At 35.1% G+C, this 25,527-nt stretch carries 25 protein-coding genes; 3 read left to right on the forward strand and 22 right to left on the reverse strand.

Features of this window, described 5'->3' with window-relative positions; all coding sequences use genetic code 11:
* Positions 1 to 7 precede the first annotated feature (7 nt).
* Positions 8 to 1,672, reverse strand: coding sequence for a GspE/PulE family protein (locus GVV10_RS03160; protein ID WP_159519517.1), 1,665 nt, complete (start codon positions 1,670 to 1,672; stop codon positions 8 to 10).
* A 42-nt stretch (positions 1,673 to 1,714) separates the two neighbouring features.
* On the opposite strand from GVV10_RS03160, the gene GVV10_RS03165 reads away from it, so the two are divergent.
* The gene (locus tag GVV10_RS03165) at positions 1,715 to 2,452 is read left to right on the forward strand and encodes a prepilin peptidase (protein ID WP_159519518.1); all 738 of its coding nucleotides are present in this window, start codon (positions 1,715 to 1,717) and stop codon (positions 2,450 to 2,452) included.
* Here the strand turns inward: GVV10_RS03165 and GVV10_RS03170 are convergent.
* The 8 genes from GVV10_RS03170 to GVV10_RS03205 form a co-directional block, all read right to left on the reverse strand.
* Positions 2,444 to 3,139, reverse strand: a complete 696-nt coding sequence (locus GVV10_RS03170) for a hypothetical protein (protein WP_159519519.1) — start codon at positions 3,137 to 3,139, stop codon at positions 2,444 to 2,446. The genes GVV10_RS03165 and GVV10_RS03170 overlap by 9 nt on opposite strands.
* Positions 3,139 to 3,741: a hypothetical protein gene (locus tag GVV10_RS03175; protein WP_159519520.1), complete on the reverse strand. Its 603-nt coding sequence runs from the start codon at positions 3,739 to 3,741 to the stop codon at positions 3,139 to 3,141. The genes GVV10_RS03170 and GVV10_RS03175 overlap by 1 nt, the downstream gene beginning before the upstream one ends.
* Positions 3,738 to 4,622 (reverse strand): hypothetical protein, encoded by an 885-nt coding sequence (locus tag GVV10_RS03180; protein ID WP_159519521.1) that lies wholly within the window; start codon positions 4,620 to 4,622, stop codon positions 3,738 to 3,740. The genes GVV10_RS03175 and GVV10_RS03180 overlap by 4 nt, the downstream gene beginning before the upstream one ends.
* Before the next feature lie 15 nt (positions 4,623 to 4,637).
* On the reverse strand, positions 4,638 to 5,822 hold the full coding sequence (locus GVV10_RS03185; protein ID WP_159519522.1) for a type II secretion system F family protein: 1,185 nt from the start codon (positions 5,820 to 5,822) through the stop codon (positions 4,638 to 4,640).
* Positions 5,822 to 7,528, reverse strand: a complete 1,707-nt coding sequence (locus GVV10_RS03190; RefSeq protein WP_159519523.1) for a hypothetical protein — start codon at positions 7,526 to 7,528, stop codon at positions 5,822 to 5,824. Before GVV10_RS03190 ends, GVV10_RS03185 begins: the two co-directional genes overlap by 1 nt.
* Positions 7,482 to 7,925, reverse strand: coding sequence for a type II secretion system protein (locus GVV10_RS03195; protein WP_159519524.1), 444 nt, complete (start codon positions 7,923 to 7,925; stop codon positions 7,482 to 7,484). The genes GVV10_RS03190 and GVV10_RS03195 overlap by 47 nt, the downstream gene beginning before the upstream one ends.
* Complete coding sequence (locus tag GVV10_RS03200) at positions 7,918 to 8,325, reverse strand: prepilin-type N-terminal cleavage/methylation domain-containing protein (RefSeq protein WP_159519525.1); 408 nt, start codon at positions 8,323 to 8,325, stop codon at positions 7,918 to 7,920. The genes GVV10_RS03195 and GVV10_RS03200 overlap by 8 nt, the downstream gene beginning before the upstream one ends.
* 135 nt (positions 8,326 to 8,460) lie before the next feature.
* On the reverse strand, positions 8,461 to 9,426 hold the full coding sequence (locus GVV10_RS03205; protein WP_159519526.1) for a nucleoid-associated protein: 966 nt from the start codon (positions 9,424 to 9,426) through the stop codon (positions 8,461 to 8,463).
* A 115-nt stretch (positions 9,427 to 9,541) separates the two neighbouring features.
* Here GVV10_RS03205 and GVV10_RS03210 point away from each other — a divergent pair, with 115 nt between their 5' ends.
* Both GVV10_RS03210 and GVV10_RS03215 read left to right on the forward strand, forming a co-directional pair.
* Entirely contained in the window at positions 9,542 to 10,318 is a 777-nt protein-coding gene (locus GVV10_RS03210) for a lipoate--protein ligase family protein (protein ID WP_159519527.1), read from the forward strand.
* Complete coding sequence (locus GVV10_RS03215; protein WP_159519528.1) at positions 10,315 to 11,130, forward strand: VOC family protein; 816 nt, start codon at positions 10,315 to 10,317, stop codon at positions 11,128 to 11,130. The genes GVV10_RS03210 and GVV10_RS03215 overlap by 4 nt, the downstream gene beginning before the upstream one ends.
* A gap of 29 nt (positions 11,131 to 11,159) precedes the next feature.
* On the opposite strand, the gene GVV10_RS03220 is transcribed toward GVV10_RS03215, so the two are convergent.
* The 13 genes from GVV10_RS03220 to rny all read right to left on the reverse strand — a co-directional run bounded on the left by GVV10_RS03220 (position 11,160) and on the right by rny (position 25,451).
* Entirely contained in the window at positions 11,160 to 11,399 is a 240-nt protein-coding gene (locus GVV10_RS03220; RefSeq protein ID WP_159519529.1) for a hypothetical protein, read from the reverse strand.
* Positions 11,396 to 11,971: a hypothetical protein gene (locus tag GVV10_RS03225; protein ID WP_159519531.1), complete on the reverse strand. Its 576-nt coding sequence runs from the start codon at positions 11,969 to 11,971 to the stop codon at positions 11,396 to 11,398. Before GVV10_RS03225 ends, GVV10_RS03220 begins: the two co-directional genes overlap by 4 nt.
* Entirely contained in the window at positions 11,964 to 12,701 is a 738-nt protein-coding gene (locus GVV10_RS03230; RefSeq protein ID WP_159519533.1) for an epoxyqueuosine reductase QueH, read from the reverse strand. The genes GVV10_RS03225 and GVV10_RS03230 overlap by 8 nt, the downstream gene beginning before the upstream one ends.
* 52 nt (positions 12,702 to 12,753) lie before the next feature.
* The gene (locus tag GVV10_RS03235) at positions 12,754 to 13,062 is read right to left on the reverse strand and encodes a YjgN family protein (protein WP_159519535.1); all 309 of its coding nucleotides are present in this window, start codon (positions 13,060 to 13,062) and stop codon (positions 12,754 to 12,756) included.
* Between the two features lie 48 nt (positions 13,063 to 13,110).
* Positions 13,111 to 13,428, reverse strand: a complete 318-nt coding sequence (locus GVV10_RS03240; protein WP_159519537.1) for a hypothetical protein — start codon at positions 13,426 to 13,428, stop codon at positions 13,111 to 13,113.
* A 36-nt stretch (positions 13,429 to 13,464) separates the two neighbouring features.
* Positions 13,465 to 14,742, reverse strand: coding sequence for a Glu/Leu/Phe/Val dehydrogenase dimerization domain-containing protein (locus tag GVV10_RS03245; RefSeq protein WP_159519539.1), 1,278 nt, complete (start codon positions 14,740 to 14,742; stop codon positions 13,465 to 13,467).
* Positions 14,739 to 15,464, reverse strand: coding sequence for a YebC/PmpR family DNA-binding transcriptional regulator (locus GVV10_RS03250; protein ID WP_159519541.1), 726 nt, complete (start codon positions 15,462 to 15,464; stop codon positions 14,739 to 14,741). Before GVV10_RS03250 ends, GVV10_RS03245 begins: the two co-directional genes overlap by 4 nt.
* Positions 15,465 to 15,474: 10 nt before the next feature.
* Positions 15,475 to 17,847, reverse strand: a complete 2,373-nt coding sequence (gene pheT / locus GVV10_RS03255; RefSeq protein WP_159519543.1) for a phenylalanine--tRNA ligase subunit beta — start codon at positions 17,845 to 17,847, stop codon at positions 15,475 to 15,477.
* 8 nt (positions 17,848 to 17,855) lie between these two features.
* Positions 17,856 to 18,887 (reverse strand): phenylalanine--tRNA ligase subunit alpha, encoded by a 1,032-nt coding sequence (gene pheS, locus GVV10_RS03260; protein WP_159519545.1) that lies wholly within the window; start codon positions 18,885 to 18,887, stop codon positions 17,856 to 17,858.
* A gap of 308 nt (positions 18,888 to 19,195) precedes the next feature.
* Entirely contained in the window at positions 19,196 to 21,403 is a 2,208-nt protein-coding gene (locus tag GVV10_RS03265) for a DNA translocase FtsK (protein WP_159519547.1), read from the reverse strand.
* A 17-nt stretch (positions 21,404 to 21,420) separates the two neighbouring features.
* On the reverse strand, positions 21,421 to 23,076 hold the full coding sequence (locus tag GVV10_RS03270; protein WP_159519549.1) for a ribonuclease J: 1,656 nt from the start codon (positions 23,074 to 23,076) through the stop codon (positions 21,421 to 21,423).
* A 53-nt stretch (positions 23,077 to 23,129) separates the two neighbouring features.
* Complete coding sequence (locus GVV10_RS03275; protein WP_159519551.1) at positions 23,130 to 23,894, reverse strand: TIGR00282 family metallophosphoesterase; 765 nt, start codon at positions 23,892 to 23,894, stop codon at positions 23,130 to 23,132.
* Positions 23,895 to 25,451: a ribonuclease Y gene (gene rny / locus GVV10_RS03280; protein WP_159519553.1), complete on the reverse strand. Its 1,557-nt coding sequence runs from the start codon at positions 25,449 to 25,451 to the stop codon at positions 23,895 to 23,897.
* Positions 25,452 to 25,527 lie beyond the last annotated feature (76 nt).

Here is a 25,527-nt window from a genome sequence, read left to right on the forward strand (position 1 = left end):
TCTAATCTTAAAATAAGTCATTACTAAATAAGATTTTACGCGCTTCTTCTACGCTGGTATCCCCTCCTTTCAAGACACGTAATACATCATCTTTTAAGAGTCTAGTACCTTGTGATCTGATGTAGTCGTACATCTCTTTATAGCTGGCGTTTTCCGCAATCATTCCTTGTAAATGTTCATCAATTGGAATGACTTCAAAAACAGCCTTTCGCCCTAAATACCCTGTGTTATTACAGCGCTCACAGCCTTTCCCTTGATAATACGATAAGATCGAATTATCTTGGAACAAAAGTCGGTCTTCATGGCTTAGACGTCTCTGGACCTTACAGTGAGGACAGTTTTTTCTAACAAGTCGTTGGGCAATGACCGCTTTAACAGAGGATCCAACCATGTAAGATTCCGTACCCATATCAATTAAACGAGTGACTGAGGACAATGCATCATTGGTATGAAGTGTCGAAAGAACTAAGTGACCTGTTATCGCCGCTCTAATAGCAATCGATGCTGTTTCAGCATCACGAATCTCCCCAATCATGATGACATCTGGATCAAGCCTTAAGATTGAACGCAGCCCTTTAGAAAAGGTCAGACCCGCTTTCGCATTAATTCCAACTTGTGAGATACCTTCAAAATTCTTTTCAATCGGATCTTCGATGGTAATAACCGACTTGTTGGGTGTCGATAATTCACTTAACATGGAATAAAGGGTTGTTGTTTTCCCACTCCCAGTTGGCCCAGTAATTAAAATAATGCCATTAGGTATCGTAATAATCTTCTTTAGAAATGCTTTAATATCATCATCAATATCAAGCGAATCAATCTCATAACTAATAGATTTCTCATTACCTAAAATACGCATAACAACTTTTTCTCCATAATGGGTAGGAATTGTTGCAACACGCATATCAATTCTAGATTCAGCCAATTTAATACTGAAAGCACCATCTTGGGGAATTCGTTTTTCTGCAATATTCATTTCTGAAATAATTTTAATACGCGTTATGACTGGATCATGAAATTCGTGTTTAATTTGCATGTATTCTTTGAGCTCACCATCAATTCGAAATCGAATATTACTAAATGTCTCTTCAGGTTCAATATGAATATCAGAAGCATCCTCAGCATAAGCTGCACTTATAACTGAATTAACAAGTTTAACAATTGGCGCTGATTCTACACGGTCTAATAAAGCTTGATCTTCTTCCGACAACTCTAAACCACTTAAAATTTCATTCTCTTGGTTATCATAAGAATAAACACGTGTAATGGTTGACTGTATGGATGCTGTTGCTGAAATCACAGGAACAACGTCATAGCCCGTCATCATGGTTAAATCTTCAAAGACTTCAAAATCTGTCGGATTATTACTTGCAACATATAAAATTCCATTTTCTACATAAAGCACGACAACATTGTTTTTTCTTGAGTAATCTTCCGTAATTAAGTCTGAAAACGATTCATTATAAAGACTTAATGGATTATTAACATACTCATACCCTAATTCTGAAGCGATCATTTTTAGTAAATCATTTTCAGTTAGAAACTGTTCTTTGATCAAAAAACCATCAAGCGTTTCATTTTCACGTCGACATTGCTCAACGATTCTTAATAGTTCTTCTTCATTTAAAACTTTATTTTTTAGTAATATTTTCGCAATTAAAGTTCTATTCATTTTTTCCGCCTTTCTTGGTATACTTACTTAGAGGTGATGTAAATGCTAAGCGCATTTTTTGTATTTGGATTGATCATCGGATCATTCCTAGGAGTATTAATTATTAGAATTCCAGAAGGACGAGATTTTGTCCATGGTCATTCAGAATGTGATTTCTGTAAAACACAATTGAAAGCCATTGATTTAATTCCAGTCCTTTCATTCCTTATGAATAAAGGTCAATGTCGTTACTGTAAACAAACACTCAGTCATCGATATCTCATTCTTGAATTATTAACTGGATTCACATTTGCCCTTGTGGCCGCAAACGAACCAGCCATAATTCCATTAATTCTAAACCTAATCTTTGTTTCATTATTGATTGTGATTGCTTATATCGATCTTGATACGATGTTAATTTATGATCGTTTCCATCTTTACCTGATCCTTTTAGCCTTATTGAAATTAATCAATAGTCCAAACAATTGGAAAGTCCATATATTGGGTGCTGTCGTTGTGAGTTTCCCTTACTATATTCTTGCGAAATTAACGAAAGGAATTGGAATGGGAGATGTTAAATTAACAATTAGTGCAGGACTCTATCTTGGATTTCCAAATATCCTTGTCGCATTTTTAGTTGCACTTATCATTGCAGGCATTCATGCAATTTCAATGATTATCACAAAGAAAGCTTCTTTAAAAACTAAAATACCCTATGGACCCTATCTTGTCATTGGCTTTATCATTGCCTTAACCCATGGTCCAGCGTTAATTCAATGGTATTTGAACATTTTATTTTGAATCTTTATCCGACTGGCTCTTTTGAACACTCATATCGAGTGTTTTTTTATTTAATATTTTATCAATCGAATATACTTCAATATTCATAGAAACCGTTTTATTTTCATAATCATACTCGAACTCATCGATATAGATTGTTTCTTTTTCACTATACAAATCATCCATAAATAACGCTAAATTTTTAATATTACCTTTAGCCACAAGTTTCATCGGATGTTGGATAACTTCATAATCCGCAATCGCATCTTCATCATCAGAACCTGTTTGTTTGTTAATTTTATTTATTTCATCTCTAAGTTCATATTTTATTGACCCTTGAGGATATTTGATTTCAGGATAAGTTGCGACATCCTCTTGATAATCAATTTCTAAAATTTCCAAATCTCTATTCTTTGCATAATTATTCAGATTAATATCAAACCATTCGGTTTTAACCGGATCAGATATTTCACTTAAACTTTTATGGATTTCTTTTTCAACCTCTTTAATATCACCAAGATATTTTTTATTTTGAGCAATGGTATTCGACATGGTTATTTGTTCAACCTCTAAATTGGAGACGGTATCAGACAAAACTTCATTCTCTGCTTTTAGTGGAAAAACTAATAACGTAAACCCACCCACAAGGATGACAATCATCGACAATACCAAAAGCAATACTTTTTCTCTAAACGTAACTTTCGCCATTAGTATCCTCCTTCCAAGTTAATCACAATAACCCCTTCATAAACCTCTACACTTTCAGTTTTTTCATCATCTATCTTCGATTTTTCACTTTTGATGATTTTCTTAAATCCTTTGTACTCCAGTGACAAATGAGGCACTTTGTTTTTAAGGTTATGTGCAAACAATGCAGGCGCATCGATTTGATTGGTATAATACTCAATCGTCACTTCCCCCTCTTTCATCTCAACGTTAGTTAAATGAACACTGTGTGGTTGTGAATTTTTAATTTGAGCAAATAAACTTGGATTATAACGGTTCTTATCCTTCAAGACTTTGTTCACTGACCCAATTTTTTCATTCAATTCATTGCGGGCATCAATGAGTTTTTTATTCTGTTGTGCTGTTTTAAACTTCTTTTGATTTTCCTTTGATTCTAGATATAAACGCAAATCTTCTTCCTGATTCAACAAACGATTGTTGCTTATTTTTTGCGTGGCGAAAAAGAATAAGACAATGATTAATGAAGCAATGATTAACATCGTCGCCACTTGTTTAAACGGAAAGGGCCGATCTTCTTTGTTAAGATCTAGATATTCTAGATACAGGTTTACGCGATCTTTCATAAAATTGCCCCGATACCATTCATATGTTCTAAGATCGATTTTTGACACGGTAAGATGACTTTTTCATAGTCGAAAAATTCGTTACTTAACGTAAGATTTTGATCAAATCGTGCTTTTAATAAATCTAATCGTTCAAGTTCTCCCATCATGATGACTTTTTCAATTTGAGTTCCATTTTCTTCTAAAACTGCGGCCGACATCAATTTAATGAGTTGTTCAACACGCGTAACATCATCACTATCTTGGAAATTAGTCTTATAGATTGTTCTAAGTGCTACAAATTTTTCATCCATAAATAAATAGAACCGAGTAAATTCACGATAAAAATCACCAATCAATAAAGGTTTGTCGCCTAAGACAACCGTCCGTTCAGATAAAAGAGAAATCATTGCAGTGGGTCCTGTAACGATCGATTTAATTTTTATATCAAAACTCAAGCTCCATGTTTCCAATTCTTTTATATCATTAAAACGAACTGCCACCGCCATCACACGTTCAAAAGGTGTATCTCCTTTTGTAAAACTATCCAGTTTCATAAAATCAACAACGTAATCACCCGTAAGATTTAACTTCATTCTTAGTTCGTTTTTAATAATATTTAACATTCTTTTTCGATCCATTTGAGGAACATCTAGTTCTTTTGAAATTCCCTGTTTATTATTTAAAACAAAGGTCGCATAACGCTCCACAATGTTTCGTTGTTCGAATTCATGTTTGATTAAATCTGTAACGATTGGGTCAGTATAGTGCAACATTTCATTTTTATCTCCAGTAGGAATTTCGATTCGAAAATGATTGATAACATCAACCTGTCCCCCAACTCTTGTTTTTGTATGAACAAAGGATAAACTCTCTTCTCTTATTTCAATTACAAGTGCCATTCTTCATCTTCCTTTCTACTGAACCGAGTCGTACATTTTAAGAATTGGTTGCATAATGGATAGAACAATAAACGCAATCATAACACCCATTACAACAATCATCACCGGTTCAAGCAAACTCACTATTCTTTCAATTGCTGCATCTGCTTCTTGATCAAAATAAACAGATATCTTCTTTAATACACCATCCAAATCTCCTGTTTCTTCACCAATTTTCATCATGGACGAAAGCATCGGATCAAACTCTTCAATACTGTCAAGTGACTTCGAGATACTTTGACCATGACTAACCTCAACCTCAACTTCATTAAGTCGTTTTTCAAAATAAGCATTATTCAGCGTTGTGGCTGCTAGACTAATCATTTCTAAGGTCGAAACACCTTGAGAATAAAGCGACGCAAACGACCGCGCTAAACGAGCAGAGTAAATGGTTCTTAAGGGCTTACCAAGCACGGGCAAATAGAGTAAATTACGATGGATTTTCCGTCTGATTCGCGGGGTATCATATAACACTTTAAATAGAACGATCATTCCAATTAGCAAAATAATAACCAACCACCAATACTTCAATATAAAATTCGAAACCGCATATAAAAATGCTGTCGTTGCTGGCAAGTCCTCACTTGGAAAACTACTGGTAATTCGCGGTAAAACAAAAACCACAAGTGTTAAGACAATCGCCATCGAGACAATTAATAATATAATTGGATACGTTGCAGCTGCTTTAATTTTGTCCCGTGTTTTTTTATTTTTCTCATAGTGATCTGACATTGTCCGAAGACTCCCTTCAAGATCACCACCAATTTCTCCAGAACGTACCATACTGATTAATAAATCATCAAAAATCCCTTCCTGCATTTCCATGGATGTTGATAAAGAATTACCTTTCTGAACACTTTCAAGCAAATCTCGATAAATAATCCGTTCATTTTGATTTGTAACCTTCGCTTGAATTAAGTCAAGCGATGTCGGTAAATCAACCCCTGCTGAGAGCATCGTACTGAGCTGGTAACAAAATATCGAAGCGATTTTTAAATTAAACTTTCCTTTACTGCTACTTGTTTTGTAATGTTCCTCAAAGGATAACAAGTAAGATCCTTCTTTATCTAAAATATCAAGAAGTAACCGTTCATTATCCGCTGTAATAAAACGCTTTGTTTCTTTGCCATCTTTTGTTATATATTTGACTTCATAGTTCATTATTCCACCTCCCTAATCGGACCATAGTCAATAACTTTTTGATCAAAAGCACCACCTGTTCCTGGCTCAGGATTCGCATTATCTTCTGTTTGAAGTTGTGACAGGATATGTAAAACAGTCGGAGGCAGTGAATTCAATATATCGGGATCATGACGAATTGTAGATCCTGACCCTGAATTATAAAACTCATTTACATAAACAAACCCATTAATCCGTACCCCTTCAGTTCTTAATTTTGTATAAGGTGCAAAAATAAAAACTCTACGTTCGTCTTCATCTAATGGACCATGATTAATCGTATTATGTAAAAACTGCATTTCACTCATACTTTTGCCATCAAGAGCATCCCTTCCTAAACTCACAATATTATACGATGCTTTCGAACTATCTTTGATGGATGCGTGAATGTAGTTAGCAATAAAAGAAGCTGATATATATCCACCTTGTTCTTTCCCTTTTATTTCGAATTGTTTATCTCCTTCAACAATTAAAACCAAACCATTTCTTCCTTGACTTTCATGGGCAAAGGTAAAAGGATTAAAGACTAAACGCTCAATGCCATCATAAGCTGGATGATCTGAATTTGTATAAATTGTTAAACTCCCAGAACCTTTAACTGTCAATACACCTTCTACTTTAAAATCATCAACGACCAATGAAACATGCTTATCTCCAACATTAATGATTAAAGAAGAATTATGAATACTATCGTAAAGACTTTCGACATGAAATTTTTTTAGATAATAAGAATCCTTACTTAAGTCCAATTGACCTTGACCATAACTCCAAATCAACTCTTCGTGTTCTAATTGATAAGGAGGATTTGTTAAATAACTCGCAGTATTTTTAATCAGTTTAATATCTTTTTCGGAAAGAGTAGAAGTGGTCTTGGGGCGATTTGGAAATTCAAATTGTGGCTCAATGATTTTCATTTCACTTCCCTTAATGTGTTCTCGGTATTTTTTATTTAAATATGTCCCCTGAATGCCACCCAATGATTGATAAAATTCTTCTGTACTTTTATCCGTTCCATGAAACAGGTAGGATTCCTTGTCCTGGTAACTAATCAGCCGTGACTCACTGTTAAACCGTATATCATTTTTGCTGTAGTTATCATTCATAAAAAAGAGACTTCCTTGAATCTGTGTTGCGAAAAACTCAGCTTTACTCTTCACTACTAGCCCATACTTATGTAAGAAGTTTAAGTCGTTTTTTCCATTGTTTTCTAAGGAAGCACGTACATCTTTCAATGTTTGTTTAACAACACGTGTCTCATCGCCAAGCGTTGCAGATGAGACTAAAACAAATTCATCGCTTACCTCATCAATGGATTCAAAGGTAAAATTAAGATCAGCATTCTTTTTTTCTAAATCAACCTGGTTTCTAACCCTTGTGGTTAACTCAGTTTCTAAATATGCTGCAAATTCAGTAATATCTAGTTTTAGGAGTTTACGAATTTCAGGCGTCGTTAAATCTGAAAAGTAATCGACCATTTTATCGGTATATTCATGAATGCCTGCTTCAGCTAGATAGTAAGCAGAGTGAAACTCATTTTCCTTGTTCGATTTCTCATAATTACTAAACGCCATTGCGCTTGACGTTGTTAGGACAATAATCAAAAATAAAAAGACAATTACAACGGACAATAAGATAGAACCCTCATCTGCTTGCCGTTTGTGCTTGCCTAAAATAAATTGTTTGTTCATATTTTTCCCCTCCACTATCTTCAATCATTATCATAAACCCTTTATTTTCAAGTGTTTTTATTTGAAAGTCATTGACCTCATCAATTAGAAATGAACCTTGACGAAATACAGAGTTGTTCTTAAAGCAATATTCTATGCTTGAACTATCAACTGAATCTGTCAAGTCATAACATGTTCCATTATTAGTTAAGGTTAACTCTTGAGAACTTTTACGAATATCCGTGTCGATTATATGACTCACTAGACGCACACTTTCCGTTCGTTTTTGAAGTGCTTCATTTTTTTTGTTGCTTTTATGACTTGTAAGAAAGACTGACATCAAAAGTAAACCAACAACCGAGATTAAAGCCATGACAATCACAAGTTCCAATAATGTAAATCCTTCTTTTTTATTCATGTGCATACCTTAGCCATGTTTCTGTTTCATAAAGCAATTTGTCTTTATAAAATACTTTAAGCATTACTTTTTTATTATGATCTTTTGCCTCAGGGTTCGTATCATCCTGAAACAGTTGTAAATCACTTGTAAAATCACTCTCTCCAATCTGATTGTTAAGCGCTTCCTTTAACTTTGAAAATTCAACATTAACAAAGTCATCTTCTGACAACTGACTACTCACCATGATGATTTCTTCAATTTGATTTTGAGCAATTGTTTTAGCTTTTAGATTATGTTCAGCCGCTTTGTTAACATTATTGGTTCCAATGATAATTGGGAGTGTGAATGTTAGAATAATTGCAAGTAAGGCCAATGCAATGACCAATTCTACTAATGTATAAGCTTCTGTCGATTTCATAGTCCCCTCCATTTTCAATCATTATAACATACATTTCTCAAGTGGTATATACCATTTTTCTATATATTACACGACTATGCAAAAAAAGATACACTTTTGACATTCTTGTCAAAAGTGTATCTTTCTAGTAATGTTTTATGCAACTTCGCCAACATTTTTAATCCGCATATCTTTTGTTCCATCATCATTTTCAATGATTTCAATGACTGAACCCATATCAAGTTCATTAACAGGGAAAATAATTTCTATGCCACTTTCTGTCTTAAATTTATGTCGACTAAGCACGCGTGATTTTTTTAAGTTCTTTAAATTCAAATCATCTTCAACATCTTCTTCCTCAAACCTTGATTCAATTAAGTGTTTCTCTTCTTCTGTTGTTCCTTGTAAGACTTCTTCTATGAGATCAGAACAGGAAACAATATCGAAATCTTGAGCAACGTCTCCTAAAATTTCTTTCACTTTAACATGACTTTCTAAAGACGGAAGATCTCGCTTCGCCATAACTTCTTGAATGGTTGATTGGATGACAGAAAAACTCTGTTTAGAATTCGCAATTAATTCACAATCAAAGACGTCTTTAAAGAAATCATGGTACAATGGATTACCATTGAGATAAAGTGTCCCAAACTCACAATCAAACATAAATGCTGATTTTACAGATGCAAAGGTGTTAGGAAGAATCATGTTATTATGGATGATTTGATTTTCAATGACTTGGTTATCTTGAGTGATTCGAATAAACCCTTCTGAAGCATGAACCTCAAAGCCTGTGAAATAAAGCGTATCCGTATTTTCAACTAACGCGAATAATAAATTAACATTCTTTGACTGCTCTTGAGTTTTATGAAATGAAAACCATTGACGCGCAAGTTTTTTAGACCACTCTAAAAAATCAAAACGATCATCAATTAACTCATGAAAAGGACTCGTTTGATTCAATCTTCCTGTATATGTTTTTGAACTATTAACACACGAACGAGCAAACCTTTCAATATATTCTCCAACATAAAGTTGGTCATTTAAATTCATTTGGCGATCTGAATAAATCTCTGTTTTTAAGTCTTCATCCAAAGAATGAATAATAATCTTTTGTACTTTCATGGTTACTCCTTTATATTTTTAAAATTCGATGCCTTTTAATTTTAATTCACTTGTAAATCATTTACAATAGAATTATACGCTAGTTAATAAACATTACAACCAAAGGAGACATTTAATGAAAGCAATTTTAATCAATGAACTCAACGATGTAAACACCGACCCTCTCATTTCTACAGCAATTGATGATTATTCCCTTAGAAATCTAGAAGACAATACGATAGTGATGCATTTGTTTCAACACAAAGGCGTGAACATGGGAACTGATGATATTCGAATAAAAAACATTCAAAAAGGACTCGATTATTACCGTCAACACGGTCAAGAGGTAACCTTTCGTCAATCTGGGGGTCGATCAATTATCGCTGATGAAGGTGTCATTAGTATGTCATTAACTTTTCCATCTTTAGGTGATGTTAAACTCAATTATGACTATTACTCTGACTTTATTACTCAAGCTTTAGCCCCCTTATCAACAGACATTAAAACTTATGAAATTACTGGCGCTTATTGTCCAGGAGATTCCGATATGAGCATTAATGGACAAAAATTTTGTGGAACAGCTCAAAAACAATTAGGTCAACGTGTTGAAATGGATTGTTATATTGCCGTGAATGGCGACCAAACAAAGCGCTCTAAACTTGTTAAAGGGTTTTATGATGTCATGGAGTATACGGACATACCAATTGTTTTAGACACCATGGCAACCTTGTCTGATTTAAGTCATCAACATGTTTCGATCGATGATGTCAGCAAACTCTTGATTTCAGAGTTGAAAAAAAGAACATCAAGCCTACATGAACGAACCATCGAATCATTCGATCATGATAAATTTGAATTTTCAGTACAGCATATTAAACGAAAACATAACTTAGTTAAAGGAGATTTAAAATGAATCTATCATCAATCACATTAAAAGTATTTGATTTGCAACGTTCTACCGAATTTTATGAACGAATTCTAGGGTTAAAAACACGAGATACACAAGACAATAAAGTTGAGCTTGGAACATCAGACAAAACACTTATCACTCTTTTATCAGATCTTGATTATTATCCACCCAGTGACAATCGCATTGGCTTGTATCATTTAGCACTTCTACTTCCAACTGAAAGTGAGTTAGCAAATTATCTTCAACACATTATTGACTTACAATTCCCTATTCTAGGTGCAGCCGATCATTTATTTTCTCAAGCACTTTATTTAAACGATCCCGATGGCAATGGCATTGAAGTTTATGCCGATCGACCTCAAGACCAATGGCAACGACTAAGTGATGGAACACTTAAACTTGTTTCTGACCCTTTGGACGTTGAACAACTTCTCGACAAGAAAACACAGCGTTGGGACCAGATTCCTGATGGTACAGTACTTGGTCATGTCCATCTTCAAACTAACGAATTGCAAGGTATGGAAGACTTTTATCTCAAAACTCTCGATTTCAAAATTGAATCAAAAGTTCCGAGTGCAATTTTTATTTCAAATCATGGGTATCATCATGATCTAGCTGTTAATGTTTGGGCAGGCCCAAGGATAACACAGGCCCTTGACAATGAAACTGGCTTATCCTTTATTTCCTATACAACCACACACACTCACTATGATTCTCTAAAACAAGCATTTCCTGAAAAGCTTGATGCGTCACATCAGAAGTATGTCGAAATTATTGACCCGTCAAACATTGAATCCAGAGTTTACTCAAAATAAAAAAAGTCTCGTTAAAAATAGAGACTTTTTTACTGGAATTTACAACTATTTCCTTTGAAAATGGTACGGATTTTTCGCATTCCATAAACGTAAAGACTTGAAACTATCAACAAGACAACATAGTAGATGACTTGTTGAATGATCCCTCTTTGCATTGTTTCCATCCAGCGCTGAAGAAATAAAGTTATTCCGACAAACAATATAAAGAGTGAACCTTGAGCGATTCGATATCGCCACTTTTCTTTTTCTAATCTCAGAATCTCCTTCATAGTTTTTTGATTCTTTCTTGGATTTTAAAGACTATTTTTCGATCTGTCATTGCAATAAACTCAATTTCCACACTCGTTAGTTTCGTCATCAGGTCTTTATGTTTAACCATAAATTCTTCTTGTGTTATTAAAGGGTGATGGAGGGCTGAAATTTCATGGGAATAGCTATCTAAAAGATGATAGTCTGCTTTCATTAAGGTCAGTAATTCGTTAATTTCTTTTATAATCTCATCATCTTCGTCCTCATCAAGGTCGAGTTTTTGGTCTTCTATATTTAGTATTTCATAGCGTAGATTATGAAGTAACTGATAGGATTTGCTTGAAATATAGGTCGTTCTTAAATCTTGGTCATCCTTTATCTCGGCCAGCAAAACTATCAAGAGCTCTGCACTCTCCATGGCTTTACGATACGATAATGTAATTTCTTTTTTTACGTTTTTTAAATCATCGATTCTTTCCGCTCTTGCTTGGTCACTTATAGCAAATTTGTGAGCCCACATCGACCCAAAAAAAGCTGCAGCTACAGTCGTTAATCCTGTAAGCATGATTTCCACAACCGTTATTTTATCCATTTTGACCTCCTGTGTCCTGTGATTTAATAAATTCAAGTGCCTCTTTATTTACATCTTTTAAATCAATTCCTTGTTGCTTCGCTGCGAAGATGCAGCCACAGTAACATTGGCGATAAATATCATACTCATCACACATCTCGACGGATCGATAAAATCCTCCTTGTTTTTTAAAGTCAGCTGGTAGATAAGAGACATCATAGATTTTTTGAACTTCATATCCTACCGCATTCACAACTTGTGCATCTTTATGAGGCGATAATGTTAAAGCCGTTCCAAAATAATCATAGCCTAAGCTTTGGGCTGCTTTCGCAACCTCATTAAGCCGCATATCAAAACAGGCTGTGCAACGTTTGCCCCCTTCTGGTTCTTGTTCCAACTTTTGATTATGCACCATTTCAATAAACTCATTGGGTTTATAATCTGCTTCAATATATAAAACATCATGACCCGTTTTATCATTAAATTTTTGGATAAAGTTTTTCTGCACTAATGATCGTCGTTGATATTCTGATCGAGGATAAATATTAGAATTTGAGAAATAAACACAAACATCAGCATATTCACATAAATATTCTAAACTATAGGTACTACATGGAGCACAACATGAATGCAATAATATTTTAGGACGTGTTGATGTTGTTTTCCACTCTTTAAACAAACTTTGTAACTCTTTATCGTAATTTACTTTATTTCCTTTAAGAAGCGTTTCAATTTTTTCATGTGTTATCATCACTTCACCTCTTCTTGATTATACCAAGGAACATAAAAAAAGGCACGAGGCCTTAATAATTTATAATATGAGTGTGCTTTGTTTTCCATTCGATCACTTTGATTCTAACCCAAAAACCATAAATGCCAACTGTGATGATGGTTAAAAATAGCCATTTCACCCAATTAGCAAATAAACTCATTGCTTTGCCATCAAAGATAAGTCTTTGCCCATCCAAGACAGTGTGATCAATCTCCCATTGATAGGATCGTGTGATTGCCCATGGCGCAGCTAAGCCAAATGTAATGACTAATAAGATTGCATTGGTAATTTGTAAAAAAACTAATGATAATAAACCACCATCAAAATATGAATTTTTCATAACTTTCTCCCTATCGAAAATAAATGCCAGGTAACCCTGGCATTTATCTTATTTTTTTAATAAATCTTTTGCTTTTTCTTCTAAATCTTTGGCGATGTTTTTAGCCTTATCAGATGCTTCTTCTGTACTAACTTTTGCTTTATATGCAAGATCAACCGCTTTATCGCCTAAGTCTTCACCGACATCTTTAAGTTTTTCTTGGGCCTTTTCAGCACCATCTTTTAGATTGTCTTTCGCATCTTTAACCATTTGTCCAGCATGGTCACCGAATTCCTCAACCCCTGCTTTTGCTTTGTCGGCTAAATCTTCTGCGCCGCTTTTACTTTTTTCCAAAACATCTTGTACTTTATCTTTCAAATCTGCCATTTTATGTAGCCTCCTTTATGTATAAAGGATAACAATTTAGACTAATCTTTGCAAGTTATATACCTCTAAAATTCGTTGATAAGCGACATAATTAGCACCTTTCACAAAATGGTAAGGATTGTCTAATACTAACGATGCTTCTTTAATCTCTTGATAAATGAGCGCCATAATTTCTTGAAGTTTTAGATCAACATCTTCGAAAGAGAAAACAGCTTTTTGAGCATTTTGTTGCATTTCAAGCCCCGATACTGCAACGCCTCCGGCGTTCGCTGCTTTACCTGGAACATAATAAACATCAAGTTCCTTTAGAATATCAACAGCTTCTTGAGTTAATGGACGATTGGCTCCTTCAGCAATAATCATACATCCTTGTTGAGCGAGTCGTCTTAAATGATCGCTGGTCAGTTCATTTTGAGTTGCACACGGTAATGCTATATCACATGGCACATCAAAAACAGACCCTTCGCTAAATTTTTTACCATCAATTTCTTTAAGACTTAATTTTTCATTGAGTCGTTTATCTTTAATGTAAGCAATATCTAAACCTTCTTCATCCTGTAAATAACCTTGTTTATCGCTTATCCCAACCAAGATGGCCCCCATCTCAACCACTTTCTCTGCTGCATGAAGTCCGACATTACCACAACCTGAAACGACAACTCTTTTATCTGTTAAATCTGTCTCTAAATCATCTAGAAGATGCATTAGAATATAAATTAAACCATAGCCAGTTGCTTCTTGTCTTCCAAGGACACCACCCATAGAAATTGGTTTGCCTGTAAATGTTCCATCAAATTCACCCGTTAAGTTTTGGTGGTATTTAGCCATTAAAGCAATTTCTTCTTGGCCCACACCCAAATCTCCCGCTGGAACATCTTTGTTGGGACCAAACAAAGAATAACTTTGATCAATAAAACTATGAATAAAGTTATTTATTTCTGCTTTAGTTTTATCACTTGGATCAAAGTCAGAACCTCCTTTAGCACCGCCCAATGGAAGATGAGTAAGCGCATTTTTAAGTGTTTGTTCAAAGGCAAGGAATTTCATCATATCAAGATTAACACTTTTATCAAAACGCAAACCACCTTTATAGGGTCCTAATGCCGAAGAGTGTTGAACCCGGTACCCAGTATTGGTTTGAATAACACCGTGACGATCTAACCAATTCACCTTGAAAATATGGATCCGTTCTGGTTCTAAAAGTTGTTTGAGCGCCGCTTCTTCTAGATAAGGTTCCATACTCGAATAAAATTCAGATGCCGCTGCTTTAAAAAGCGGCTCTGAATCGGGTATTTGGTCGATTAAATGTTTCATTCACTTGCTCCTAGTACATTATGATAAACATTTTGAACATCTTCAACCTCATCAAGCATTCCCATTAATTTATCAAAATCTGCTTGTTCCTCATCAGTTAGTGAAACATATTCAAAGGGTAAATATGATATTTCAAGAACATCAAATGTTAAGTCGCCAAGATTCTTTTCAAGAGATTCTTTGGCTTTGTGTAGATGACTTGGGTCTACTGTAACGTTCATAAAACCTTCTTCAAGTTCAACATCATTGAGTTCAACTTCATCTTCAAGTAAAATCTCAAAGACTTTTTCGTCATTGTCATACTCAAACGATAACACCCCTAAATGTTCATACATGTGCACAACACTTCCACTAACACCCATTTTACCATTCGATTTGGTAAAACAGTTTCGGACTTCACTCACAGTTCGATTGTCATTATCGGTTAAGCATTCAACAATAATTGTTGATGCTCCTGGCCCAAACCCTTCAAATGAACTTGCATGATAATTATCTTCTGAACCACCTTTAGCTTTATCAATGGCTCGTTGAATGACATCAGCTGGCACTTGTTTTGATCGTGCCTCATCAATCATCCTTTTTAAGCTAGTATTCATTTCAGGATCAGGAATACCTTGCTTGGCAGCCATGTAAATTTCTTTACCATAGCGTGAATACACCTTTGTTTTAGCTGCTGCTGTTTTAGCCATTGAGGCTTTTCTTACTTCATATGCGCGACCCATAAAAACCCTCCTATCGTATTATTGCTTCGTGTTTTTTACTGAGTTCTTCTTCTATTGCATCCATAATTGTTTGAATGTCTTTTGATGAACGAATTTTCTCACCATCAAAACGCAATTCAAATGCAATGGACTTCTTATTTCCTAATTCATTCGATTCGAAAACATCAAAGACTGATAACTCTTTAACGCTTCGTTTACTTGCCCTATTCATTGTATTCATTAAATCTTCAGCAAGGATATCTTTATTCACAAGAATTGCGATATCACGAACAATATCATGATGTTTCGGTAATTTGCTTGATTTTACAGCACCTCGTTTTGCTTCAAGAATTGGGTCTAAATTAATCTCCATATATGCACTATCACCTAAATCGTGTTTATTTGCATACTTTGGATGTAAATGTCCAATAACACCAATTTCTTTACGATCAAATTTAACGCTTGCTGTTTTATATGGATTAAAGATTTCAGATTGATTAATAGGTTCAAACGTAAAACGTCGTTCTTGATACCCTAACATAGTCATCATTTCCAAAAAGATCCCTTTGAATAAATAGAAATCAATCTTGATTGAATCTTTTAACCATGTTTCTTTATTGACAAATCCTTCGCCAATCATCGCTAAATGGGTTTCTCTACCATCCTGACTGTACAATCGACTTGTTTCAAACATGAACAAGTGATCATTTTTACGAGCTTTGTTGTAGGTCATTGTATCAACTAATGCAGGTAATAAACTTGTTCTTAGATACGCCCTACTTTCTGATAAAGGACTCAATAACTTAATTGGATGTCCAATTGATAAAGGATTGTTTGTGTTCTCTTTATTATCTAATGTGTAGGTTACAACCTGATTAGCCCCATAACTTAGTAAAATAGATTCCAAATCACGAAGTATTTTCTGTTCAACAGTATACGAACCGTGAGTAAGATCCATCTTAGGTAATGTTTCTGGTAAGCGATCATAGCCCAACACTCGAATAACTTCTTCGCTAAGATCCTCTGGTATACGTAAATCTAATCGATACGATGGTATGCTTGTTTGGATTCTTGAATCAACAATCACAGGGTTTAAGTTTAGACGTTCAAAGACATCCATAATCTCATCGTCACTAAAATCAGTTCCTAAAAGATCGTTAACTTTCTTCGTTGTTGTTTCAATGGTATGCGTTTGATTTTCGATATTCCCAACTTTAACGAGTTCTTCAAAGTCTTCAGCATTTCCGTATTCAATTAAAAGTTCAACGGCACGATTCATCGCCATGATTGGCGCCAATGGATCCATCGGTTTGCTGAAACGTTGCGAAGCTTCCGAAGATATTCCTAAACGAGTGGAAGTTTGTCGTACTGCAACACGATCAAATGTTGCAACCTCGATCACGATGGCTTGGGTTGTATCTTGAATCATTGAATTTTCAAGACCCATGATTCCCGCAATTCCAACAGGTGTTGCACCATTCATAATCATTTGATCTTTCGTTGTGATTTGATAGGTATTTCCATCCAACCCAACAACGTCTCCCTCATAATTTGTGACAACTGATAATTCAAGCGGTGATAAAAAGTCTTTTGCATAAAAATGAATCGGTTGACCTGTTTCTAACATGACGATATTTGAAATATCGACAAGGTTATTAATTGGACGCATCCCTGAAGCAATTAATGCTTCTTTAATCCACTGTGGAGACTCTTTAATTTCAACTTTATTCACAACACGCCCCAAAAATTGTTGAGCCAATTTTGTGTCAAGACTTAGTTTTAATTGACTTTTTGCTTCATTAACCGATGGCATCTCAAAATTTGGCAATGTTGTTTCTGTTTTATAAAGTGCAGCAACTTCTTTCGCAATAGAACTTAGAGCCATAAAATCAGAACGGTTTGGAGTTTGTTTTATATCCATGACTTCATCATCCATCCCCAATGCTTCAACAGCATTCATTCCAACAACAGCCTCGTCTTCAAAAACATAAATTCCTTCACGCCCATTAGGGTGTGTTTTTTCAGAAATACCTAATTCCCCTAATGAACATATCATTCCAGATGATGCGACACCACGAATAACACTGTCTTTAATTTCGAAGTCACCTGGTAATTGAGCCCCTACTTTCGCAACAATTACTTTTTGTCCTTGCGCAATATTCTTTGCACCACAAACAATTTGTAACGCTTGATCTCCAACATCAACTTCACACACATGAAGGTGGTCACTGTCTTCATGTGCCACACAAGTCTTTACAAATCCTACGACGAGATGATTCACATCTAATAAGACATCAATGCCTTCTACTTCTAATCCAGCATTGGTTAATGTGTCCGCAAGATCATTGGTACTAATATCCTTTAAATCTACATATCTGTTTAATAATTTTCGACTAACTAACATATGGCCTCCTAATCAAATCTCTTAAATTGGTCAATAAAACGCATATCATTTGTATAGAACATACGGATATCTTCAATTCCATATTTTAACATTGCAATTCGTTCAATTCCAACTCCAAACGCAAAGCCTGTTAGAGTTTCATCGTCATATCCTGCATCTTGTAAGACTTTTGGATGAACCATTCCTCCTCCAAGAATTTCAATCCAACCTGTTTGTTTACAAACGTTGCAACCCTTGCCATTACAAATATGACACGTAACATCGATTTCAACTGATGGTTCTGTAAATTGGAAATAACTTGGTCTGAATCGAATCACTCGATCTTCTCCAAACATACGTTTAGCAAATAAGGATAAGGTTCCCTTTAAATCTGCTAATGTGATGTTATGACCGACAACCAATCCTTCAAGTTGCATAAATTGATGAGAATGTGTCGCATCATCATCATCACGACGATACACTTTCCCTGGACAAACCACTTTAATTGGTATCTGTGGTGCATACTCTTCAAGTGTTCGTGTTTGAATTGCTGTGGTATGTGTTCTTAATAAATTATGTTCATCGATAAAGAATGTATCTTGCATTTCACGAGCCGGGTGATCTTTTGGTATGTTCGCTTTTTCAAAGTTATATAAATCCAACTCAAGCTCATCACCTTCCACTACTTTGTAACCCATTTCTTGAAAGAACGCTTCCATTTCTCTTACCATTAAAATTAAAGGATTTTGTAATCCTGGTTTCAAACTTGTACCTGGTAACGTGATATCGATTGCATTTTTTTTCATTGATTCATTTAAAGCAATGTCTTTAAGTTCTTGAAATCTGTCTTTTAAAACACTTTCAATCGCTTCTTTTGTTTCATTCACAGCTTTACCAAATGCTGGTTTTTCTTCATTTGATAAATCTTTCATTTGTCGCATCGCCAAAGACAAATGACCTTTTTTACTTAAAAATGAAATCCTTACTTCTTCTAAACGTTCTAAGTTATCAGCATCTTTAATTGCTTGAACCCCTTGGTTCATTATTTCTTTTAAATCCATATACCTTCCTCCTTAAAATAAAAAAACGTCCCCGTCCAGGAACGCTATAGCGTGGTACCATCCTGATTTATATACACCTGTATATACATCTTTATAGTTTTTAACGCAAACCTAACGGGAATGATTAGTTCCTCTTCAAGGTGAATTCACGATGAATGATTACGAGTGTTCTCAGCTTCCACTCTCTCTGTAGAAATCATTGTCAATCATTACTTAGCCTCTTCGACGATTTATCTCTTGTATATTATAGCATATTTCTAGTCTTAAACAAGATTTTAGTCCATATAAAAAGAGTGCAAATGCACTCTTTACTCAGTTTCTTGAAATAAATCTGTTTCTTTAACAAGAACTTCTCGAGGTTTGCTGCCTCGTGCTGGTCCAATGACACCATTTTCTTCCATCGCATCAATAATTCTTGCTGCACGATTATATCCGATAGCTAAGCGTCGTTGCAACAGCGACGTTGACGCTTTTCCATGACTCACAACAAATTCTAATGCTTCTTCATACATCGGATCTGACATGACTCCAACCAATGCAGATGACCCTTCACTATTTTCTAAGTTAACAAAGGCGTCATGATAATGCGCTTTTTTATTTTGACTCACAAAATCAGTAATCCGTTTAACTTCTTGATCACTGACAAACGCTCCTTGAACTCGAACAGGTGTCGGCTCGCCCATAGGAATATAAAGCATATCACCATAACCAAGTAATTTTTCAGCACCAGATATATCTAAAATTGTTCTTGAATCCACGGCTGAGGAAACAGCAAATGCAATTCGAGATGGAATATTCGCTTTAATAATCCCTGTAACAACATCAACTGAAGGACGTTGTGTAGCAACAATTAAATGAATTCCTGCTGCACGTGCAAGTTGAGTGATTCGCTGAATGCTCACTTCAACGTCTTTTCCAGCAACACTCATTAAATCAGCAAGTTCATCGATGATAACAACAATCCAAGGCATACGTTCAAGTCCTTTTTTCTTATTTTTATCAACGTAGTCATTATATGACTGAATATTTCTAACACCAAGTTCCGCAAAATCTTCGTAACGATTTTCCATCAAATCAACCAAGACCTTTAACGCCAAACTTGCTTCTTGCGGATCTGATATCACAGGTGAATAGAGGTGTGGAATTTTTGTATACGGTGTAAATTCCACTTTCTTAGGATCAATTAAGATTAATTTTAATTCATCGGGTGTTTTACTCAAGAGTAAAGAAGTTATGATGCTATTCATACAAACAGACTTCCCACTTCCAGTTGCTCCTGCCACAAGCAAATGAGGCATCTTATTAATCGATGCTACAATGGGTTTTCCCATTAAGTTTTTACCTAGAACAACATCGACATTTTTTGATGAAAAGAAGTCTGGTGTTCCATCGATAATCTCTTTCATTCGCACAGGAATCATTTCTACGTTTGGAATTTCGATTCCAACTGCACGTTTTCCTGGAATAGGAGCTTCAATTCTTAACGTTTTTACCGCCAACTCCATCATTAAGTTATCTTGAATTGATGATATTTTACTTATTTTAACATTTGAATCAGGAATTAGTTCAAATTTCGTCACCGCTGGACCAATGTGTATTTTATCAATCGTTGCATCGATTCCAAATTGTTTTAAGACCGCAATTAATCGATCCCCTTTTTCTTTAGCAGTCTGTTGATTACTTGTAGCACTCTTTGATGAAGAACTGATATTATCCAACAACTCTAAAGGTGGAAGTGCATAATCATCAGCACCAAGATTTGCTTTAATTTGCTCAGGTGGTCGGTTTTGAGCCGTTTGATGATCAATTGCTTCGTCCATCGTAATAAACGAAGCTCGCGCTTCACTCGGTTTTTCAAGCACTACATTGACCTTTTCCTCTGGCTGTTTAGCTTCTTTACGCTTTAATTGTTTGGCTTGCTTTTCTTGTTTAGCTTCTTTTTGTTTCGCTACTTTAAGGTCACGATTATTTTGACGTTCTGCTTTTCTTTTTGCAAGTGATTCTTGATGTTCTTTAACTTTTTTTGGCGAGATAACCAAAGCCAGTGCAATCAATAACAAAACGACAATTAAAACAAGGACACCTTGCTTATCAACTAAAAAAGACATAAAACCATACAAACAAGCACCAATAAATCCAGAAAATGCATTTGTTTTAGCATTAATGAGTATTTGAGGTGCTTGATCAAGAAATTGAGTTACAACTTGCATCCCTGTTCCTTGGTACCCGGCATTTAGACTCATCCCTAAAATAAAAGCACAAAAGATAAGCGTAGAGGAAACATACACTTTCCAATTTTGTTTCAAAAGACTTGGCTTGATTAACAACACTAACGTTAGAAGTAGAATAATTGATTCATAAATAAATGGAAACTCTCCAAATAACAAACGGATACCGTTATTTAAAATAACACCCATTGCTCCAAATCGACCCATACTAATAATTGTAAGACCCACGATAAGAAGAAGTACAATAAATCGCAAAACTTCTGGTTGCAATTCATTTTTCTTTGCCATTCTAACTCCCCCTTTAATTATCTTAATTCAATGATAACAGGCATAATCATTGGTCGTTTTCCCGTTTCCTTGAAAATGAATTTCGATATTTTATCACGTGCTTCATTCCGTGTTTCAATGTGTTCATATTTATTTTCTTTCACGTTTTTCTCAATCGTGCTCACTAATATTTTTCCAGCTTCGTTCATGAGATTTTTTGCATCTTTTAAATAAACGACACCCCGTGATTGAACATCAGGTCCCCCAATAATCTTTTTAGTTCGATGATCCATCACAACTCCAACAGTGATTGCTCCATCCGTCCCTAAAATCTTACGATCACGCAACACTAAACCTGAGGTGTCAAGATGATCTTTACCATCAATCAAAACTGACTCAAGTTTAAAGGTCTGTGATGTCGATTTTAAACGTCCGTCAACAAACTCAGCGATTTGTCCATTATCCAAGACAATAATGTTGGTAGGTGGTATTCCCATATCAAACGCTAAATCAGCATTCGCCGTAAGATCTTGGAATTCACCTTTAATCGGAACATAATACTTAGGTTTCAATAACGCCATCATCATTTTTAAATCTTCAATCGAAGCGTGCATTGATAAGACTTCTTTGGGATTCATACTTGTGATACTTACCCCATCCTTAAACAATTCATTCGTCATTTCACTTGCTACACTTTCAGTTCCTGGCACTTGTGGTGATGCGACAATAACATGATCTGTCTCTTTAATCTCAATGACTTGGTCTTCACCCATTGCAATTTTACCCATTTTTCTGAAAACATCAGGACCAATATCAGATACGACAATCACAACATCTTTCATATCGTTATTAAATTCTTTTGAACTAATCTCCATACCTTCAGGCATTTTATAGTAATTTAATGCTTCTAAATGTTTAATTAAACGACGTTGTTTCTCACCATAAATATACACACGTCGTTTGAATTTTCGAGCCATTTCAATGACTTCAATCAGACGATAAATATTTTGCTCATATAAGGTCACAAAAATTCTTTCCTCTGTGTTTTCAAAAACCTTTTCAATTCGTTGTTCTATTCTGTGATGTGGCGATGTAAAGCCTTGACGTTTTGCATAAACTGATTCAGCAAACAACATAAACACACCTTTTTTACCCAATTCTGATATGGTTGATAAATCCATTGTGAAAGCTTCCGATGGCACATTAAAGTCCATAATAAACTCACTCGAATGAACAATATAACCTTGATCTGTTTCAATGGCAATTCCCATTGAGTCAGGAATTGAATGAGTTAAAGCAAAGGCGACACAATTTCTACCTTGTACTTTAAAACGACCATTCTTTTTAATTCTAAATATTTTTGTGTTCTTAATTTTATGTTCACGTAATAAATCTTGAATCATCAAAGCAATTAAAGGTGTGGTATAAATAGGTGCTTTTAATTCTTTCATTAAATATGGTAAAGCTCCCATTACATCATCATGACCATGAGTGATAAAGATTCCTTTTACATTTTCTTTGTTTTTTAGTACATGACTAAAATCTGGAATTTGTGATTCAACTCCCAGCGTTTCATTCTCCGGATATTTTAATCCTACATCAACAATATAAAGCTCATCGTTAATCTCGATAACTGACATATTACGGCCATCTTCATCAAGACCTCCTAAAGCATAAAATTTTATTAAATCCATAGTTACTCCTTCTTAATTAAAAAAACCAAGGTTTGCTTGGTTTTTAAGCACATTTACCAAGCAAGGCGTTGAATTGATAAACTTGTCATGCTTGATTCATCGATTTCGATCATCACCGCATTAAACATCGCTTCTCCGCTTGCTAATTTATAGTAAGTTTTATTCCCTACAACCATATTATCATATAACTCTTCAAAGTCACGGCCAATGACACCATCTTTTGGACCACACATACCAACATCGGTAATATAAGCACACGTACCCATCATTTTTTCATCTGCTGTCTGTACATGAGTATGCGTTCCTACGACTGCATCAACTTGAGTTTGATACATCTTTGCAAAGAAAATTTTTTCACTTGTCGATTCTCCGTGAAAATCAACAAAATAATAATCAGCGTCAACCTCGTCTAGAACTTTATCCATATATTTATAAGGTCGATCACCGACGTTGTTCATAAAAGCTTCTCCATAAAGATTTACAACACAAATTTTTTTCTCTTTGACAGTGTAAACTTTATAATAATTACCAAAGTCTAAGGGTTCAATATTCGCAGGAACCAACAAATTAGGACATTCTTCATAATCATCCATAATTTCCCGTTTCGCAAACGTATGATTTCCCATTGTGACACAATCAATCCCTTGTTCCATAAAAAAACGATAAATACGTTTTGTGATCCCTTTACCATGGGCTGCATTTTCACCATTTGCTATGATAAAATCAATCGCTTGTTCTGCCTTTAATAGTGGTAAATGGTCAGCGATAACCTGCCGACCACTTTTACCTACAATATCACCAATAAATAAAATTTTCATCTATTTTGCCAACTCCACATGACGTAATTCACGAATAATCGTTACCTTGATTTGTCCTGGGTAGGTTAACTCTTTTTCAATGTCTTCTTTGATGTCTCTTGCTAATTTCACTGTTTCTAGGTCACTTAACTTATCTGGAACAACCATGACTCGTAGTTCACGACCAGCAGAAATTGCGAATGCTTGTTGAACACCTTCACGTGTTACAGCCATAGCTTCTAACTCTTCGAGCCGTTGAATATAGGATTCAAAACTCTCAAAACGAGCACCTGGGCGTGCAGCAGACAAGGTATCCGCAGCAGCAACTAAAACAGCAATTGCCGAGGTCGCATCTGTATCACCATGGTGAGACGCGATCGAATTGATGACGATTGGATGTTCACCATATTTTTTAGCCAAACGCACACCTAATTCAACATGGGTTCCTTCCATCTCATAATCAACAGCTTTACCAATGTCATGCAATAATCCTGCACGTTTAGCTAAACGTTGATTTAATCCTAATTCTGCCGCCATCATTCCAGCTAGATGTGCAACTTCAATTGAATGTTGTAAAACATTTTGCCCGTATGAATAACGGTACTTTAACCGACCTAATATATTCACTAACTCTTTGTTCATCTTACTCAAGCCCATTTCAAAGAGTGTATCTTGACCCACTTTTTGCACTTCATGATGAAGTTCTTTTTGAGCTTTTGTTACCGCATCTTCAATTTTACCAGGCTGTATACGACCATCTGAAATCAATGTTTCCAATGCCAATCGCGCGACTTCACGACGCACTGGATTAAAACAAGACAAAGTAATCACTTCAGGTGTATCATCTATAATCAAATCGACCCCAGTCGCTTGTTCAAAGGCACGAATATTTCGACCCTCTCGACCAATAATACGACCTTTCATGTCTTCATTGGGTAAGGTTACAGTTGACGATGTTCGTTGAGACGCATCCTCTTGAACATAGCGTGATATAGCTAAAGATATAATATTTCTTGCGATGTCTTCAGCACGCTCATGCGCTATTTCTTCTTGTTCACGAATGTATGTTAAAACTTCCATCTCCATTTGACGTTCCACAATCGCGAATAATTCATCTTTCGCTTCACTTTGTGGCATTGATGCAATTCTTTCTAGTTCTTGTAATTGAACCTCAGTACGTTTCTCTAATTCGAATTCCATCTTTTCCAGTTGTTTTGATTTAGACTCTAATTCACGTTGCTTTTTAAGTATATCGTTATCTTTTGAGACAATATTAGCATCTCTTAAATTCAAGTTTTCTTCCCGACGATCTAGACGAGATTCTGACTCTTGAATTTCTTTATTCTTTTCTTTCATTTCACGTTCAGCATTAAGCTTCAATTCATATGCTTCTGTTTTTGCTTCTAATAACGCTTGACGTACAGTTGTTTCTGCTTTTTCTTCAGCTTCGCTAATTATTGAGTTTGCACGGTTATGTGCGCTATTTAATCTAACTTTACTAATAATGACCATCGCAATTGCCATCACTATAAACACTAATAAACCGGTTAAGATAGAATATAATAGATATTTTTCCATCACTATACTCCTCTTTCTTATTTAAAAAATTTAAAAACCTAACATATGTATTATACTTTATTTTCACAAATTTCAC

It is taken from the genome of Erysipelothrix urinaevulpis (assembly GCF_009828835.1).
In the GTDB taxonomy this organism is placed as follows: domain Bacteria; phylum Bacillota_I; class Bacilli_A; order Erysipelotrichales; family Erysipelotrichaceae; genus Erysipelothrix; species Erysipelothrix urinaevulpis.

Bases quoted from the DNA above. Each gene is read 5' to 3' on its own strand.
- GVV10_RS03160 (WP_159519517.1), bottom strand. From the start codon at position 1,672: ATGAATAGAACTTTAATTGCGAAAATATTACTAAAAAATAAAGTTTTA.
- GVV10_RS03165 (WP_159519518.1), top strand. From the start codon at position 1,715: ATGCTAAGCGCATTTTTTGTATTTGGATTGATCATCGGATCATTCCTA.
- GVV10_RS03170 (WP_159519519.1), bottom strand. From the start codon at position 3,139: ATGGCGAAAGTTACGTTTAGAGAAAAAGTATTGCTTTTGGTATTGTCG.
- GVV10_RS03175 (WP_159519520.1), bottom strand. From the start codon at position 3,741: ATGAAAGATCGCGTAAACCTGTATCTAGAATATCTAGATCTTAACAAA.
- GVV10_RS03180 (WP_159519521.1), bottom strand. From the start codon at position 4,622: ATGGCACTTGTAATTGAAATAAGAGAAGAGAGTTTATCCTTTGTTCAT.
- GVV10_RS03185 (WP_159519522.1), bottom strand. From the start codon at position 5,822: ATGAACTATGAAGTCAAATATATAACAAAAGATGGCAAAGAAACAAAG.
- GVV10_RS03190 (WP_159519523.1), bottom strand. From the start codon at position 7,528: ATGAACAAACAATTTATTTTAGGCAAGCACAAACGGCAAGCAGATGAG.
- GVV10_RS03195 (WP_159519524.1), bottom strand. From the start codon at position 7,925: ATGAATAAAAAAGAAGGATTTACATTATTGGAACTTGTGATTGTCATG.
- GVV10_RS03200 (WP_159519525.1), bottom strand. From the start codon at position 8,325: ATGAAATCGACAGAAGCTTATACATTAGTAGAATTGGTCATTGCATTG.
- GVV10_RS03205 (WP_159519526.1), bottom strand. From the start codon at position 9,426: ATGAAAGTACAAAAGATTATTATTCATTCTTTGGATGAAGACTTAAAA.
- GVV10_RS03210 (WP_159519527.1), top strand. From the start codon at position 9,542: ATGAAAGCAATTTTAATCAATGAACTCAACGATGTAAACACCGACCCT.
- GVV10_RS03215 (WP_159519528.1), top strand. From the start codon at position 10,315: ATGAATCTATCATCAATCACATTAAAAGTATTTGATTTGCAACGTTCT.
- GVV10_RS03220 (WP_159519529.1), bottom strand. From the start codon at position 11,399: ATGAAGGAGATTCTGAGATTAGAAAAAGAAAAGTGGCGATATCGAATC.
- GVV10_RS03225 (WP_159519531.1), bottom strand. From the start codon at position 11,971: ATGGATAAAATAACGGTTGTGGAAATCATGCTTACAGGATTAACGACT.
- GVV10_RS03230 (WP_159519533.1), bottom strand. From the start codon at position 12,701: ATGATAACACATGAAAAAATTGAAACGCTTCTTAAAGGAAATAAAGTA.
- GVV10_RS03235 (WP_159519535.1), bottom strand. From the start codon at position 13,062: ATGAAAAATTCATATTTTGATGGTGGTTTATTATCATTAGTTTTTTTA.
- GVV10_RS03240 (WP_159519537.1), bottom strand. From the start codon at position 13,428: ATGGCAGATTTGAAAGATAAAGTACAAGATGTTTTGGAAAAAAGTAAA.
- GVV10_RS03245 (WP_159519539.1), bottom strand. From the start codon at position 14,742: ATGAAACATTTAATCGACCAAATACCCGATTCAGAGCCGCTTTTTAAA.
- GVV10_RS03250 (WP_159519541.1), bottom strand. From the start codon at position 15,464: ATGGGTCGCGCATATGAAGTAAGAAAAGCCTCAATGGCTAAAACAGCA.
- pheT (WP_159519543.1), bottom strand. From the start codon at position 17,847: ATGTTAGTTAGTCGAAAATTATTAAACAGATATGTAGATTTAAAGGAT.
- pheS (WP_159519545.1), bottom strand. From the start codon at position 18,887: ATGGATTTAAAAGAAATAATGAACCAAGGGGTTCAAGCAATTAAAGAT.
- GVV10_RS03265 (WP_159519547.1), bottom strand. From the start codon at position 21,403: ATGGCAAAGAAAAATGAATTGCAACCAGAAGTTTTGCGATTTATTGTA.
- GVV10_RS03270 (WP_159519549.1), bottom strand. From the start codon at position 23,076: ATGGATTTAATAAAATTTTATGCTTTAGGAGGTCTTGATGAAGATGGC.
- GVV10_RS03275 (WP_159519551.1), bottom strand. From the start codon at position 23,894: ATGAAAATTTTATTTATTGGTGATATTGTAGGTAAAAGTGGTCGGCAG.
- rny (WP_159519553.1), bottom strand. From the start codon at position 25,451: ATGGAAAAATATCTATTATATTCTATCTTAACCGGTTTATTAGTGTTT.